General features: G+C 63.6%; 15 protein-coding genes and 3 pseudogenes. 9 read left to right on the forward strand and 9 right to left on the reverse strand.

What is annotated here, in order from left to right:
• Nucleotides 1-65 precede the first annotated feature (65 nt).
• The 4 genes and pseudogenes from DC31_RS06775 to groL all read left to right on the forward strand — a co-directional run bounded on the left by DC31_RS06775 (nucleotide 66) and on the right by groL (nucleotide 3687).
• Nucleotides 66-1057: pseudogene (locus DC31_RS06775) on the forward strand (DUF2332 domain-containing protein).
• 9 nt (nucleotides 1058-1066) lie between these two features.
• Entirely contained in the window at nucleotides 1067-1324 is a 258-nt protein-coding gene (locus DC31_RS06780) for a DUF3263 domain-containing protein (RefSeq protein ID WP_036278480.1), read from the forward strand.
• Between the two features lie 318 nt (nucleotides 1325-1642).
• Complete coding sequence (locus tag DC31_RS19265) at nucleotides 1643-1957, forward strand: LytR C-terminal domain-containing protein (protein ID WP_235201381.1); 315 nt, start codon at nucleotides 1643-1645, stop codon at nucleotides 1955-1957.
• A 112-nt stretch (nucleotides 1958-2069) separates the two neighbouring features.
• A pseudogene (gene groL, locus DC31_RS06790) lies at nucleotides 2070-3687 on the forward strand (chaperonin GroEL).
• Between the two features lie 68 nt (nucleotides 3688-3755).
• Here groL and DC31_RS06795 read toward each other — a convergent pair.
• The 8 genes from DC31_RS06795 to DC31_RS06820 all read right to left on the reverse strand — a co-directional run bounded on the left by DC31_RS06795 (nucleotide 3756) and on the right by DC31_RS06820 (nucleotide 10391).
• Complete coding sequence (locus DC31_RS06795; protein WP_036278483.1) at nucleotides 3756-4043, reverse strand: WXG100 family type VII secretion target; 288 nt, start codon at nucleotides 4041-4043, stop codon at nucleotides 3756-3758.
• A 110-nt stretch (nucleotides 4044-4153) separates the two neighbouring features.
• The gene (locus DC31_RS06800) at nucleotides 4154-5863 is read right to left on the reverse strand and encodes a sensor histidine kinase (protein WP_081813757.1); all 1710 of its coding nucleotides are present in this window, start codon (nucleotides 5861-5863) and stop codon (nucleotides 4154-4156) included.
• An 18-nt stretch (nucleotides 5864-5881) separates the two neighbouring features.
• Nucleotides 5882-6568: a response regulator transcription factor gene (locus DC31_RS06805; RefSeq protein WP_036278484.1), complete on the reverse strand. Its 687-nt coding sequence runs from the start codon at nucleotides 6566-6568 to the stop codon at nucleotides 5882-5884.
• Between the two features lie 73 nt (nucleotides 6569-6641).
• Nucleotides 6642-8285, reverse strand: coding sequence for a DNA repair helicase XPB (locus DC31_RS06810; protein ID WP_036278486.1), 1644 nt, complete (start codon nucleotides 8283-8285; stop codon nucleotides 6642-6644).
• Between the two features lie 27 nt (nucleotides 8286-8312).
• On the reverse strand, nucleotides 8313-8801 hold the full coding sequence (locus tag DC31_RS19270; protein WP_051606535.1) for a hypothetical protein: 489 nt from the start codon (nucleotides 8799-8801) through the stop codon (nucleotides 8313-8315).
• Nucleotides 8798-9724 carry a helicase-associated domain-containing protein gene (locus DC31_RS19275; RefSeq protein ID WP_051606537.1) on the reverse strand — a complete coding sequence of 309 codons (927 nt, stop codon included), beginning with the start codon at nucleotides 9722-9724 and terminating at the stop codon, nucleotides 8798-8800. Before DC31_RS19275 ends, DC31_RS19270 begins: the two co-directional genes overlap by 4 nt.
• A complete protein-coding gene (locus DC31_RS19280; protein WP_051606538.1) occupies nucleotides 9721-10113 on the reverse strand; it encodes a hypothetical protein in 393 nt (130 codons plus the stop codon). Before DC31_RS19280 ends, DC31_RS19275 begins: the two co-directional genes overlap by 4 nt.
• 2 nt (nucleotides 10114-10115) lie before the next feature.
• Nucleotides 10116-10391, reverse strand: coding sequence for a hypothetical protein (locus tag DC31_RS06820; protein WP_036278488.1), 276 nt, complete (start codon nucleotides 10389-10391; stop codon nucleotides 10116-10118).
• A gap of 94 nt (nucleotides 10392-10485) precedes the next feature.
• Between DC31_RS06820 and DC31_RS06825 the strand changes: the two genes are divergently transcribed.
• Both DC31_RS06825 and DC31_RS06830 read left to right on the forward strand, forming a co-directional pair.
• Nucleotides 10486-10866, forward strand: a complete 381-nt coding sequence (locus tag DC31_RS06825) for a cold-shock protein (RefSeq protein WP_036278862.1) — start codon at nucleotides 10486-10488, stop codon at nucleotides 10864-10866.
• A complete protein-coding gene (locus tag DC31_RS06830; RefSeq protein ID WP_036278490.1) occupies nucleotides 10859-11449 on the forward strand; it encodes a DUF3027 domain-containing protein in 591 nt (196 codons plus the stop codon). Before DC31_RS06825 ends, DC31_RS06830 begins: the two co-directional genes overlap by 8 nt.
• Nucleotides 11450-11465: 16 nt before the next feature.
• Here the strand turns inward: DC31_RS06830 and serC are convergent.
• Nucleotides 11466-12577, reverse strand: a pseudogene (gene serC, locus DC31_RS06835) (phosphoserine transaminase).
• 102 nt (nucleotides 12578-12679) lie between these two features.
• On the opposite strand from serC, the gene DC31_RS06840 reads away from it, so the two are divergent.
• The 3 genes from DC31_RS06840 (at nucleotide 12680) to DC31_RS06850 (ending at nucleotide 15270) form a co-directional block, all read left to right on the forward strand.
• Nucleotides 12680-13381, forward strand: a complete 702-nt coding sequence (locus DC31_RS06840) for a metal-dependent transcriptional regulator (RefSeq protein WP_036278492.1) — start codon at nucleotides 12680-12682, stop codon at nucleotides 13379-13381.
• Nucleotides 13382-13707: 326 nt separating this feature from the next.
• Nucleotides 13708-14454: a M23 family metallopeptidase gene (locus tag DC31_RS06845; RefSeq protein WP_036278863.1), complete on the forward strand. Its 747-nt coding sequence runs from the start codon at nucleotides 13708-13710 to the stop codon at nucleotides 14452-14454.
• Between the two features lie 318 nt (nucleotides 14455-14772).
• Nucleotides 14773-15270 (forward strand): HNH endonuclease, encoded by a 498-nt coding sequence (locus DC31_RS06850; RefSeq protein WP_036278864.1) that lies wholly within the window; start codon nucleotides 14773-14775, stop codon nucleotides 15268-15270.
• Nucleotides 15271-15303: the final 33 nt, after the last annotated feature.

Raw genomic sequence — 15303 nt, forward strand, 5'->3', positions numbered from 1 at the left:
CCTCCTGAGTCTCCTCCATTCTCCACCTCCTAGAGGGTTCTGGCGTCGTCCGTGACAATGGAGGGATGACACAGACGGTGCAGGAGCGATACCGACGATTCGCCCGTGAAGAAGCACCGGGACGTTCAGCGCTCTACGAGCAATGGGCAGCGGGGATAGCCGAGGATGTCGAATCGCAAGAAGTGCTGGCGCGCATTCCCGAAACGCGACGTCAGCCGCCCGTCGTCTTCGCAGTGACACGGATGCTGGGTGCCCCCCTCGCCGGATTCGAGGAGTGGCGTAGGTTCCTGCTCGCGCACGCCGACGAGATCGTCGCCGAGTGCGAGGTGCGCCGCGTGCAGACCAACGAGCCGCTGCGACTCGCCCCGTTACTGCCGATGCTTTCGGAGATTGACGGTCCGATCGCGCTGCTGGAGATCGGCGCATCCGGTGGGCTCTGCCTCTACCCAGACCGCTATTCCTACCGCTTCGTCAATGCCGATGGCGTCGTTCGCGTCGCACTTGACCCGGACGACGGACCGTCCACTGTCGTCCTCACGAGTGAAGTGCGCGGCGATCTGCCTCCGCTGCGGTTGCCGCAGATCGTCTGGCGTGCGGGTATCGATCTCGATCCGCTCGATGCGGCAGTCCCGCGCGATCGTGCCTGGCTGCGGGGCCTGGTATGGCCGGGGGAGACCGGACGGGAAGAGCGGATTACCGCTGCTCTTGACATCGTCGCGGCCGATCCGCCCACGTTGGTACGTGCGACGCGGGCGAGCATCTCGCGGTGCTCGCGGCATCCGCCCCGAAGGATGCCACCCTGGTGATCACGACCCCCGGGGTGCTCGTGCACATCCCATGGGCAGCGCGGCACGCGCTTATCGCACAGATCAGACAACTGTCCGCTCGATGGATCACGATCGATGCCCCCGGCGTGCACGATGCCTGGCACCCTGCGGTGCACGCGAGTACCTGGCCAAGCTCTGTCGTAGCTCTCGACGGCGAAGTGCGGGCGGCAGCTGATCCGTTGGGACGCTGGTGGGAGTGGCGCCCGGGTTCCGTAGAGGTTCGCGCTTAGCCTGGACGCATGCTCGGAGACCTCACTGATCGCGACCGCGCGATCCTTGCGCTCGAGGCCGAGTGGCCGCGGCACGGCGGGACGAAAGAAGAAGTCATCCGCAGCAGACTCGGCATGAGTCCGGCGCGCTATTACCAACTGCTGGGTCGCCTGATCGATACGGAGCAGGCGCTCGAGCACGATCCGCTACTGGTGCGAAGGCTTCGGCGGCTGCGTGAGAGCAGGACTGACCGACGTGTTGCGCGGATGCGGGGATTTGCGGGCTGAGCTGGCGACGCTCGCCCGCTGTGAGTGGATTCTCGGGCGCGGGCAGATAGCATCGACGAGTGCCTAAGCCCGTCAGAGATCGCTTCGATGATGTTCCCCGTTCATCCGGACGTGTGGGGGCGCATCGCGCGGAAGCACCAGGAATGAACGGCTGGGTCGTTCTGCTCTGGTCGTTCGTCGCCGCCCTCGTACTCGTCGTTGTCGGCATCTTCGTCTCGCTCGTGTTGATGGGGCGCATCTCGCTGTTCCCGTCGGCGGAGCCACGGCCCCGCGACCCCGGAGGTCACCGGCGTTGTCGATACGACGTACTCGGTTCTGGTGCTCAACGCCACGCCGGAGGAGGGTCTCGACGTGCAACTGCGAGACACACTCATCAACGCGGGCTGGCCTGCGGGCAGCGTGAGCGCCTCAATCGCCGAATCTCAGGACTTCACGGACACGACGATCTACTACGTCTCGGCTGCGGATGAGCTTGCTGCGATCGGCTTGGCCGATCTCATCGGTGGCGCGCAGATCGAGCAGTCCGATTTCCTCTCAGACCCAAACGACCCTGATCAGAAGCAGCTCGTGATCGTTATCGGCCTCGATCGCTCTAGTGTCGAGCCTGCACCCGCAGACACACCCGCTGAATAGTCCGCACCTCGCAGCTTGCACTCGATGGGGTCGAGTGCCAGAATGGGCGTTAGCACTCGCATACCCTGAGTGCTAATCAGAACGTCTACGTCCAGGAGGGACGACAAAACTCATGGCAAAGATCATCGCTTTCGATGAGGAGGCCCGCCGCGGCCTCGAGCGCGGCTTGAACATCCTCGCCGACGCTGTCAAGGTGACCCTCGGCCCGCGCGGTCGCAACGTCGTGCTTGAGAAGAAGTGGGGCGCTCCCACGATCACGAACGACGGTGTGTCGATCGCCAAGGAGATCGAGCTCGACGACCCGTACGAGAAGATCGGTGCGGAGCTCGTCAAGGAGGTCGCCAAGAAGACCGACGACGTCGCAGGTGACGGAACCACCACCGCGACCGTTCTCGCTCAGGCACTCGTCCGCGAAGGCCTGCGTAACGTTGCAGCTGGCGCCGACCCGATCTCGCTCAAGCGCGGCATCGAGAAGGCCGTTGCGGCCATCACTGCAGAGCTGCTCGCCAGCGCCAAGGAGATCGAGTCCAAGGAGCAGATCGCCGCTACGGCATCGATCTCCGCCGCAGACCCCGAGATCGGCGAGCTCATCGCCGAGGCGATCGACAAGGTCGGCAAGGAAGGCGTTGTCACCGTCGAGGAGTCGCAGACCTTCGGCACCGAGCTTGAGCTCACTGAGGGCATGCGCTTCGATAAGGCTACCTGAACCCGTACTTTGTGACGGATGCAGACCGCCAGGAGGCAGTCTTCGAGGAGCCCTACATCCTCATCGCCAACTCGAAGATCTCGAACATCAAGGATCTTCTTCCCGTTGTCGACAAGGTGATCCAGGACGGCAAGGAACTTGTCATCATCGCTGAGGACGTCGAGGGCGAAGCTCTCGCGACTCTCGTGCTCAACAAGATCCGCGGCATCTTCAAGTCGGCTGCCGTCAAGGCTCCCGGCTTCGGCGACCGTCGTAAGGCTCAGCTGCAGGACATCGCAATCCTCACCGGTGGACAGGTCATCACCGAAGAGGTCGGCCTCAAGCTCGAGAACACCACGCTCGACCTGCTGGGTCGTGCGCGCAAGGTCATCATCACCAAGGATGAGACGACCATCATCGAAGGTGCTGGCGAGGCAGAGCAGATCGAGGGTCGCGTAACCCAGATCCGCCGCGAGATCGAGAACACCGACAGCGACTACGACCGCGAGAAGCTCCAGGAGCGTCTTGCCAAGCTTGCCGGTGGCGTTGCTGTCATCAAGGCAGGGGCCGCAACCGAGGTCGAGCTCAAGGAGCGCAAGCACCGCATCGAAGACGCCGTTCGCAACGCGAAGGCAGCTGTCGAAGAGGGCATCGTCCCCGGTGGTGGCGTGGCGCTTATCCAGGCTGGTACCAAGCGCTCGACGCTCTTGAGCTCACCGGTGACGAGGCAACGGGTGCGAACATCGTTCGCGTCGCTATCTCGGCTCCGCTCAAGCAGATTGCGCTTAACGCTGGGCTTGAGCCCGGTGTCGTTGCTCACAAGGTCTCCGAGCTTCCCAGCGGTCACGGCCTCAACGCCGCGACTGGTGAGTACGTGGAGATGTTCGCAGCTGGCATCATCGATCCCGCCAAGGTGACGCGCTCGGCGCTGCAGAACGCAGCCTCGATTGCTGGACTGTTCCTCACTACTGAGGTCGTCATCGCCGACAAGCCCGAGCGGGCGCAGGCTCCGGCCGGCGACCCGACGGGTGGCATGGACTTCTAAGTCCTAGTACGCATCAGGAAGACCCCCGAACCGCAAGGTTCGGGGGTCTTCCTCGTTCTACGACGGCCTCAGCGGAACAGGGTCGCCGAGTACTGATCGGCGTCGGAGTACTGCGAAGCGGCAGAGCCGAGCGCGGTGCCAATTGACTCCAACACCTGCTCGACGTGCATCTGCGCGGCACTCCACTGATCACTGCAACCCTGGAACGCCAGGGCCGCGGTGCCCGTCCAGGATGACTGCAGCTGGGTGAGCTGCGCTTTCAGCGCGAGTGACTCGCTGCGCAGCCGCTCCATCGTGGCTCTCGTGGCACCGGTGGCTGCGAAGACAGCCTCGGTGTCGACGGTGTAGACGGACATGGGAACTCCTCTCATCGGAGCCCCGACGCTACGCGGATCGGACACATGCATGGACGCTCCCCGCACCTTCGGTGGAAGAGTTCCTCCCAGGCCGATCCGTGCAGAACGGGTCAGCGGTCGTCGAGCTTCAGCCGCTCGAGTGGCTGAGTGTCTTCCAGCAGATGCTCGGGGATTGCCTGCGCCGGAGCGAGCGGCAGCGTCACGGTGAATGTCGCCCCGCCGCCAGACGTCTCATCCACGCCCACACTGCCGTGCAGGGCTGACACGATCGATGCGACGATCGCAAGACCGAGACCAGACCCACCAGTCTCGCGGGCGCGTGACGTGTCGGCGCGCCAGAACCGCTCGAAGATCTGCTCGCGGATTTGTGGAGGAATGCCTTCGCCGTGATCAACGATCGAAATGCTTGCAGTGCCTGCGACCCGATCTGCGTCGACGACAAGTTCGATGGGACTGTCATCTGCTGAGAACCTGCGGGCGTTGCCCAGAAGGTTTGTAATGACCTGGCGCACCTTGTTCTCTTCGCCGAGCACGATCGGGGGAGTACGCACTGGGGTGTCTTCAGACTCGGTGAAGTCGATCTGCGGCATCACCGGCTCAGCGGTACGCGCCCGGCGACGCAGGCGCGCCAGGGCGCCAGCGCGGGCGCGTGACGTGTGCGTGCTGGAGGTCTCCGGTAACGGAGGCAGGGGCTTCACCCGAACAGGGGCGACGGCATCCGAAGTTCTGTCGATGACGGTGATCGTGCGGCCGGGAGCGGCGGCACGAAGGTCGAGGGCGGCGTCTCTGGCGACGGGCCGCAGATCGATGGGCTGAATCTGTAGTTCCGGTTCCTCATCGAGTCGCGCAAGATCGAGCAGGTCCTCGACCAGCACGCCCATCCGGATCGCTTCTTTCTCGATGCGTTCCATCGCCCTCGCGGTGTCCTCTTCGCCACGGATCGCGCCCATCCGGTACAGCTCCGCATAGCCGCGAACGCTGACCAGGGGAGTGCGCAATTCATGACTGGCATCCCCGATGAAGCGACGCATGTGCCGCACGGAACGGTCACGCTGCGCAAGCGACTGGTCAATGCGCTCGATCATGGTGTTGATCGCAAAGTTGAGGCGGCCGACCTCGGTGTTGGTTTCGACGTCTGTGAGGCGCTGGCTGAAGTCGCCGGCCGCGATTGCCATCGCAGTCGTCTCCACCTGGCTGAGCCGGCGGAACGTCAGTGTCACGAGCCCCCTGATGAGCAGCGCGGCGATCAAGATCGTCACCAGCGCTACGGTCGTGTACACGCCGAAGTACTGGCCGATGATGCGGTCGGCCTCTTCCAAGGGAAGTGCCACGAACTGCACGTAAAGGGTGCCGTCGGGTCCGTCGGTGACGACGACCGAGCCATGAAATTCGTTGCCGTGCTCGTCCTGCAGCGTGAGTCTCTCCCCTTCGAGAGCATGCGCTTTCGCGATGCTCATCGTCTCGTTAAAGATTGGGGGCGCAGCATTCGATGGTCCACCTGCCTGCGCCAAAAAAGCTCCGTCGGCGGCGTAGATGGCGAAGAAGTAGTCGGACGTACGCGGTGCACTTTCGGCTTCGGTGACGGTCAGCGCGCCGTCCACGACCTTCATGTCAAACCAGCGAGTCGCCAAATCGCTCGTGACCAGCGATGGCAGCTGAGCGTCGATGTTGTCGATCAGGGAGTTACGCAGCAGCGGGACAGTGCCGATACCCGCGACAAAGAGACCGAGCGCGAGGACAGCGACCGTGACTCCGGTGACCTTCGCGCGGAGGCTTATCCGCCGCCACCAGCTGGTGACCGCATCAGTCTCGTGCGCCATGCGGATCCCTTTCGAGGACTACTTGCCCACCTTCAGCATGTACCCGAAACCGCGCTTGGTCTGGATGAGAGATTCTTCGGTGTGCGGATCGATCTTGCGACGCAGGTACGAGATGTAGCTCTCGACGATGCCCGCATCTCCGTTGAAGTCGTACTCCCACACGTGGTCGAGGATCTGTGCCTTCGACAGCACACGGTTCGGGTTGAGCATGAGATAACGCAACAGCTTGAACTCGGTCGGGCTGAGTTCAATGGGCTCTTTGCCGACGAACACGTCGTGCGTGTCCTGATCCATTGACAGCTCTCCGGCGCGAATGATCGACTCTTCATCGGCCTGCATGGTGCGGCGGAGAATGGCCTGGGCTCTGGCGACGATCTCGTCGAGGGCGAACGGCTTGGTGACATAGTCGTCGCCACCGGCGTTGAGCCCCTCGATCTTGTCTTGGGTGTCGTCTTTCGCGGTCAGGAACAGGATCGGTGCGGTGAAGCCTGCGCCACGGAGGCGCTTGGTCACACTGAACCCATTCATGTCGGGGAGCATCACATCAAGGATGATGAGGTCTGGCTCCTCTTCGAGCACGGCCGAGATCGTGGCGGCTCCGTTCGCAACGGTCTTCACTTGGAATCCCGCGAAGCTGAGACCTGTGGAGAGCAGGTCGCGGATGTTTGGCTCGTCGTCGACGACCAGGATGCGCGCATCAGTCATGTCCCCATTATGGTGACTCTGGCCATGCAGTTGCTGACTATCTGTCGGAGCGGCGGATCCGGCTCTGGTCGAGCTACGCCGCGGTGAGTGCGTCGGCGTCGAGGATTGTGTAGCTGTAGCCCTGCTCCGCAAGGAATCGCTGACGGTTCTGCGCGTAGTCCTGGTCGACAGTGTCGCGCGCGATCAACGTGTAGAAACTGGCTGTGCGCCCCGACTCTTTCGGCCGCAGTAGGCGGCCCAGACGCTGTGCTTCTTCCTGACGAGAGCCGAAAGATCCCGACACCTGGATTGCGACGGATGCCTCCGGAAGGTCGATCGAGAAGTTCGCAACCTTCGATACAACGAGCAGTTCGATCTCGCCTTCGCGGAACTGCTGGTAGAGCCGCTCGCGTTCGTCGATTGGCGTGGCACCGGTGATCTGAGGTGCGTTCAGTGCGTCGGAGAGGGTGTCGAGCTGGTCAAGATACTGACCGATCACGAGAATCCGCTCGCCTGGATGCTTCGCGATGAGCTCACGCACGGCCGAGATCTTGGCGGGCGCGGATGCCGCGAGCCGATAGCGCTCGTCGTCAGTTGCCGCCGCATACTCCAGACGATCATCCGCGGGAAGGTCGACGCGCACCTCGTAGCAGGCGGCGGGGGAGATGAACCCCTGCGCTTCGATCTGCTTCCACGGGGCGTCGAAGCGCTTGGGACCGATGAGGCTGAATACGTCGCCCTCACGGCCGTCTTCGCGCACCAGCGTTGCAGTGAGGCCGATTCGGCGACGCGCCTGCAGGTCGGCGGTCAGCTTGAATACGGGTGCGGGCAGCAGGTGCACCTCGTCGTAGATGATCAGGCCCCAGTCGAGAGCATCCAGCAGCGCGAGGTGCGCGTATTCTCCTTTCCGCTTCGCGGTGAGGATCTGGTAGGTCGCGATCGTGACGGGCTTGACCTCTTTTACCTGGCCCGAGTACTCGCCGATCTCCTCGGCTGTCAATGACGTGCGCTTGAGCAGCTCATCGCGCCACTGCCGGGCAGAGACGGTGTTGGTGACCAGGATGAGTGTGGTGGTCTTCGTCGTGGCCATCGCTCCGGCACCGACGATCGTCTTTCCTGCGCCACAGGGCAATACGACCACGCCTGAGCCGTCCTTCGCGAATGCGTCGACGGCATCCTGCTGATAGGGGCGGATATGCCAGCCGTCTTCTGCGAGGTCGATCTCGTGTGGTGTGCCCGGCGTGTAGCCGGCGAGGTCTTCAGCGGGCCAGCCGATCTTGAGGAGTTCTTGCTTGATTTGCCCGCGCGCCCATGCGTCGACGGCGTAGCTGTCGGGCGAAGGATGCCCCACCAGCAGCGGCTGAATGCGCTTGTTGTTCGCAACCTGGGTGAGAACTGCCGGATCGATCGAGCGCAGCAGCAGCGTGCCCTTATCGTCGCGTTCGATGACGAGGCGTCCGTAACGGTTGACGGTCTCGCGGAGATCGACCGAGACGGACGGCGGCACAGGGAAGCGCGACCAGCGGTCGAGCGTCGCCAGCATGTCATCGGCGGTGTGTCCGGCGGCGCGCGCGTTCCACAGGCCGAGCCGAGTGATGCGGTAGGTGTGAATGTGCTCGGGTGCACGCTCAAGTTCTGCGAAGATCGCCAGCTCATGGCGGGCGCTCTCAGCGTCGGCGTGTGCAACTTCGAGCAGGACGGTGCGGTCGCTCTGGACGATCAGTGGGCCATCAGACATAGCAGACCAGTCTACCGCGCAGCGGTGTCACGGGGCGGAACCGTCAACGACCCGTGCAGAGCGGATGCTCTTGACTGGCAAGGTGCGCTCCACATCGGCGGCACGATCACGGCCACGAAGTCGGCCGCCACCGAGTCCGCTCGCTTCCAGCAGTAGCTCACGCGTTGAACCGTCGGGCATGCCCACTTCGACGAGCAGCACCGCCTTCGTGCGCACCGCCGCTTCAAGCTCACGGTCAAGCCACGCAGCATCCGCGTCCGGACCCTGCTGAGCGCGTAGCCGCGCGATGAGCGCGCCGTAAGAAGAGGTCTGCGCAGAAGCGTGGGCTGGGGCAGGGTTGCGATCGATGATCTGTGGCCGACCATCCGGTCCGACGATCGTGGCCGGATAACGCGCGTCGGTCAGCGCCCAGTAGACCGTGTCGCGCCCAACGCGAGAGCTGAGGCCCTCAGCATCGCGTGACAGCCCGAGCGGGCGGAGAGCCTGATCAATGCCGAGGGCATCAAGCAACGTCACGTCACTGCTGGTGACGCGGGTGCGACCCGACTCTGCATCCGTGAAAACTCGCACGAGGCCATGGCGCTGCGCGGTCTGGCTGACGAGGTACTCGAGGGGTTGCGGGATCCGGTCAGGGAGAGCTCGCTGAGGAAATCGAGGATAGAGGCCGCAGTCTCGCCTTCGGCGAGAGCATGAGAGATGGATTCGGCGGTGAATCGGTACGAGGATGCTTGCGCCGCGGACTCACGCACGGCGATGCTGCGCAGCCGAACGTCTAGCGCTGAGGCGAGAGGCCCTGGAGCGATCGCAGTGAGGTCGTTCTGCAGGAAGATCCGGTCAACCTCGGTCGGAAGCATCTGGTTCAGGGCCGCTGCATCGGCGGGAGCGCCCTCGCGCAGCGTCACAGCCCACCCAGGTTCGGTGTCGCCGTCGGCGATGAGGCCCAGCATGCCTGCTCGTTCGCGGAGCACTGCGCAGCGCTCGTCCCACGACGGGTCCCACGGGTGCTGATCTGCCCACTGCGACACCGGTAGCCATCCGCCGGATGCGCTGTGCAGCCCGCGCGGGAGTGCCGTCCGGAAGGCCTCAGCCAATTGCGCCCAGCGCTCGGCAGCCGCGAGTCGCAACCACTTCTCGCCGGCGGAAGTGAGGCGCAACTGACGCTCGTCGGCCGTGACGAGCGCGGCGTCGAGAGCGATAGCTGCGAGTTCATCCACGATGTCTACAGGGAGCCCGACATCCGTCATGCGTCGCTTCTCGCCGGCCGCGAGATTGCCGCTCGTGAGTAACGCCAACGGCGTCTCTCTGGCCATGAGCAGAACGTCGGCGAGGGCGGCGACGCTGGTAAAAGCGCGCTCAGCGGCGTGCGCCGCCGCTGTCCCCGGTGCGGGATCCGCCGCTGTCACATCCTCGGAGACACTGTCGAGAGCTCGATCGATCACCGCATCGGCGACCGGGGGTGGTGGGGTGCCGTCTGGGCGAAGAAGTGCCAGCTCGATGAGCGTGGCAACAGCACCGCCTTCGTCGGCGACGACATCTGCACCCGCGTTTTTTTTTTTTCGGCAGCTGCATTGTCGACGCCTGCACTGTCGGCAGCTGCGTTGTCGGCAGCTGCGTTGTCGGCAGCGCGGCGGAGCGCGGTGGCTTCGGCGCGGGTCAATTGCGGCAGCATCCGCTCAATGGATGCCGGATCAAGCAACGCCTCTGCGGCGTCGAAGAAGTCGGCCCAAGACGCTTCGGGTCGCACTCGGCGCGCCTCGAAGAGCGTCGCCAGCTGTGAATCGGACGCGGCAGCCAGCCACACTGCGAGTGGACGTGCGTGGGTGCTCATCGTCAGGGGCGCTTTGCGGCGCGTCCCTTCCGTATGAAACTCATAACCAGCAACGTGATGATCATTACGAACGCGAGAGGCAGACCCCACAGCGGGATAGCGGCGACAAGCGGCCAGGCGCCAGTGCCGAAAGCTGATTGATCCATGCCGAGCGCGCTTCCGATGATGATCGCGAAGAAGCAGATCACCGAGAGAGCGGCAAGCGTCAGCGCCGTGAAGGCGAGGATGCGATCCACTCGGCGGACGGGAACTTCCGGTCCGGGATTCTGCGTGCTCATTCGTCTCAGCCTAGTGCCTCGATCACCGGTAAGCTGGGGCAGACGCATGCGTGCGCGCCTTCTTTCCGACACCATCACACAGCGAGGTTTCCCCATGCCCACCGGCAAGGTCAGGTTCTACGACGACGAGAAGGGCTTCGGCTTCATCGCCAGCGATGATGGCCAGGATGTCTTCCTGCACGCCTCAGCCCTGCCCGCAGGTGCTGCGGTCAAGCAGGGTGCCCGAGTGGAGTTCGGTGTCGCCGACGGTAAGCGCGGTTTGCAGGCGCTTTCTGTGCGTGTGCTCGACGCTCCCGTCAGCCTCGCGAAGGCGAAGCGCAAGCCCGCCGACGACATGGCAATCATCCTTGAGGATCTCGTGAAGCTCCTCGATGGTATCGGCGGCGATTTGCGACGCGGTCGCTACCCGTCGTCAAGCCACGGACACAAGGTCGCGGCGATGCTGCGCAAGGTTGCTGAGGATCTCGATGCCTGATGCTGACGCTCGTCTGATCGGCGCGCACGATCTCGCGCTCGCAGCGCTGCACGAGATCACCCCTGCCTCAACGGTCGGCCCCGCGGCCGGTTACCTTGCCGAGGACGACGGCTCCGTATCGCTGCGCTTCGAGAACCGTCTTCCCGGCTACCCCGGGTGGTACTGGACCGTCACGGTCGCCCGTGTTGACGACGACGAGCCCACCGTGCTCGAGGTTGAACTGATGCCAGCCGACGGCGCGCTGCTGGCGCCGGAGTGGGTGCCGTGGGCAGAGCGTCTCGCTGAGTACCGTGCGCACCAGGTCGAACTTGCCGAGCAGGCAGCCGCTGCTGCCGCTGAGGCCGGAGAATCCGTCGATACTGACGCGGCATCCGTCGAGGGTTCTGGCGATAGCGAAGATCTCGACGATGATGACGATCTCGACGAGGACGATGACCTCGATGAGGATGATGACGATGACGATGTGTCCGAGTCGCGCGTCTTACACGCTGGTGACCTCGACGGTGTCGACATCGACGAGCTCGATGAGTCCGGCGACGATGACGAGCCCGACGACGAGTCTGACGATGACGAAGAAGAGTAGCTCGCGCTACTGATTCTTAGGCGCCCGTGTTCTCCAGCACGTAGTCGATCGAGCGGATGAGCTGACGTACATCGTCGGGCTCGATTGAGACGAAGGTTGCCACGCGCAACTGATTGCGCCCGAGCTTGCGGTACGGCTCGGTGTCGACGATTCCGTTCGCGCGCAGTGTCTTGGCGATGCCGGCCGCGTCGATGCTGTCATCGAAGTCGATGGTGACGACGACGGGGGAGCGGTGCGTGGGATCCTTCACGAACGGGGTTGCGACAGTTGAGGCCTCGGCCCACTCGTACAGCGCCTTGGACGACTCGGCTGTGCGGGCATCGGCCCAGGCGAGCCCGCCGTTGTCGTTGATCCACTTCAGCTGGCTGTCGAGCAGGTGCAGTGTCGTCAGCGCTGGTGTGTTCAGCGTCTGGTTGAGCCGCGAGTTATCGACGGCGTTCTTGAGGCTCAGAAACTCGGGGATGTAGCGATCGGATGCAGCGATCCGCTCGATGCGCTCGATGGCGGCCGGTGACACCGCGGCAAACCAGATGCCGCCGTCCGAGCCGAGGTTCTTCTGCGGCGCGAAGTAGTAGACGTCCGCCTGCGTCACGTCGAAGTCGATGCCACCGGCAGCGCTGGTTGCATCGATCACGGTGAGGGCGCCATCAGCGGCGACCCGCTCGATCGGAGCTGCGACACCAGTGGAGGTCTCATTGTGCGGCCATGCGTATACGTCGACGCCCTCGACGATCTCGGCAGCGATACGTGATCCGGGCTCGGCTGTGCGAACGTCAGGCTTGTCGAGCCACGGTGCGGCGGCAGCTTGGCGAACTTGCCGCCGAACTCGCCGAAGGTGAGGTTCTGGCTGCGACGCTCGATGAGGCCGAAGGCGGCGGCATCCCAGAATGCGGTCGATCCGCCGTTTCCGAGCAGAATTTCGTAGCCGTCGGGAATGCGGAACAGGCTCGCGAACTGCTCGCGAACGCTGCCGACGAGGTTCTTTACCGGTGCTTGCCGGTGCGACGTGCCGAGGATGCTGGCCCCAGAAGCGACCAGCGCTTCGAGCTGGGCTGGGCGCACCTTGGAGGGACCGCAGCCGAAGCGGCCGTCGACGGGCAGGAAGTCACGCGGAATCTCGATCGCCATGCGTCGATTCTAAGGGCGCTGACGCATCCCGCTTTCACTGTTACCCGCCGCTGAGGTCGCGGTGGGAATGTAGGCTTGCCTAAGAAGACCCCGGAGGGCCAGATGACGGACTTGATCGACACAACGGAGATGTATCTCCGCACCATCCTCGAACTCGAGGAAGAGAACATCGTTCCGTTGCGTGCACGCATCTCGGAACGTCTCGGACATTCAGGTCCCACCGTCTCGCAGACGGTCGGACGTATGGAGCGCGACGGGCTCGTTGTTGTTTCCGAGGATCGTACTCTCGAGCTCACCGATGCCGGACGCCGCAAGGCCGTTGATGTGATGCGTAAGCATCGCCTGGCTGAACGTCTGCTCTCTGACGTCATTGGTCTCGACTGGGCGTTCGTGCATGAAGAGGCATGCCGCTGGGAGCACGTAATGAGTGAGCAGGTCGAGCGCCGTCTCGTTGAACTGCTTGGCCACCCGACGGAGTCGCCATACGGAAACCCGATCCCGGGACTTGATCAGTTGGGCGGTGCGCCTTCGCGCACGTTCGACGAGGGCGTCGTGGGGCTTGTGCGCAAGCTCAACCATGCGAACGAACCCATCGAGGGCACCGTTCGGCGCCTCGCCGAGCCTGCACAGGTCGATCCTGAGTTGCTTGAGCAGTTGCGTAGCGCCGGCGTCGTGCCCGGTGCACACGGTAACTACCGCTTCAATGAGGGGTATGTGCTGATCCAGATGGACGGCAACGACGAGGGGCTAGAGCTCCCTGTCGAGCTTGCCTCGCACATCTTCCTGGTGGGCGAACCAGTCTGAATCTTGTCCCGAAAGAGGGCGTCAGAAGGCCTTCCCGGAGGATTGCCAGCCTCTCAGGGTGACAGAATCGTTATCTTCCGGTAACCTCGGACAGGTCGTCAGAAAAGAAACCCCGCTGACGAAAAATCCCGTGAACACCGCCTTAACGGCTCTTCGACTGCCTTGAACTGCAGAATCCCGATGAGCAAGCGCACCCGAGCGCTGAGGCGCAGGAGGATCACCTTTTGGCCGCTGATATCGAACCGACCGCGAACACATCTGAAAAGACCCCGAAACGTGGTCGGGCTACGAGCCCTCGTGGCGCCGCGCGAACGATGATCAAGCCGATGCGCTCGATTGCCATCTTCGGTGCTGTTGGCGCACTGGTCGCAGCTGTCGCACTTCCCGCTTATGCAGCGTCCTCTACGCCTGTCGACGCCACGGCGACTCTGCAGCAGATTGCCACCGACGATGCGCAGTCACTCGTCGTCGCGTCTGAAGCCACTGCCGCGCCGCTCCAGCGGTCGACGTACAGTGCGACGACGCAGGTGGAGATCGACACGAAGAAGGCTGAGGAAGCCGCTGCAGCGGCTGCGGCCGCCGCTGCATCTGCAGCAGCCTCCTACTCATCCTCGTCATCCGGCGGCAGTATCGACATCGGCAGCTATGCACTCGTTTCTCCCGGTTCCGGCGAGGTCCGCTACCCGCTTCCTCCTGGTTCGTACCGGCAGGGACGCACGACTGTTGGCTCCGATAGTGGTGGCCACGACGGTGCGGACATGCTCGCCCCGGCTGGTACGCCGATCTACGCGGCGGCGGCCGGTGTCGTTCGTGTGTCGTCAGAGAGCTACTACGGTTACGGCGTCGCCGTCGTGATCGACCACGTCATCGGCGGGCAGAGTGTTTCGACCACCTACGCTCACATGACCAATGGAACTCGCCAGGTGCAGGCAGGTCAGACGGTTGCGGCCGGCCAGCTCATCGGCGGAGTCGGCAGCACTGGTAGCTCTACGGCGAATCATCTTCACTTAGAAGTGCACGTGAACGGCAGTATCCTCGAGCCGTACGCGTGGCTCGCCGCGAACGCTGGCTAATCCTGATTCTCGGAGCGACACGCGTCTGAGTGTTCACTCTTCGTTTCGTCATCGGTGGGGGCGATGGGCTAATCTGATCCCGTCGTCGCACAGATGGGAGAAGCCGATGGAACGAATACCGAGCATCCGCACCATGGATGCACTCGGTCGTTACGTCCTTCGGCATTGCCCGCAGGGATGCACCGGGCTTGTGGTGTGCGAAAGGCGCTGTCTTTAAGACGGCGCCTTTTTTTGTCCCTGCGTACGCTCTACTGTTTTTGCGGCGTCATGTGATTCGAGAGTGCCGGGAAGCCGTCCCGGCGTATCGAGAGGATGACGATGCGCACACTTGTTCTGAATGCCGGGTATGAGCCGCTCGCGGTGGTGTCCTTCAAACGAGCCCTGGTGCTGGTGATGAATCAGAAGGCCACCGTAATCGAGCGTGTGGACGGTGATCCGGTCTGGGCCGCCCATGGATCCTATGATCGCCCGACGGTCATCATCCTCCGTAGATACGTGCGCCTGCCGATGAGTAGACGCGTGCCGGTCACGCGACGCGGGGTGTTGCGCCGAGACAATCACCGATGCGGCTACTGCGGGAAGACGGCATCCACTATCGATCACGTGCTGCCACGTTCGCGTGGGGGAGCGAACTCGTGGGAGAACCTCGTGGCCTGCTGCTTGCGATGCAATAACGTCAAGAGCGACCGCACTCCCCAGGAGATGCGTTGGGAGCTGCGGTTCGCACCGCGCCCACCCCACGGCACAACGTGGACGGTGCGCGGAACTGAACGAAGCGATCCGTGCTGGGAACCGTACCTTGCGCTGGCCGCGTAGGTGTCCCCCTATTCCTGGTTAGACTGGTTCTGC

It is taken from the genome of Microbacterium sp. CH12i, assembly GCF_000685355.1.
GTDB lineage: Bacteria > Actinomycetota > Actinomycetes > Actinomycetales > Microbacteriaceae > Microbacterium.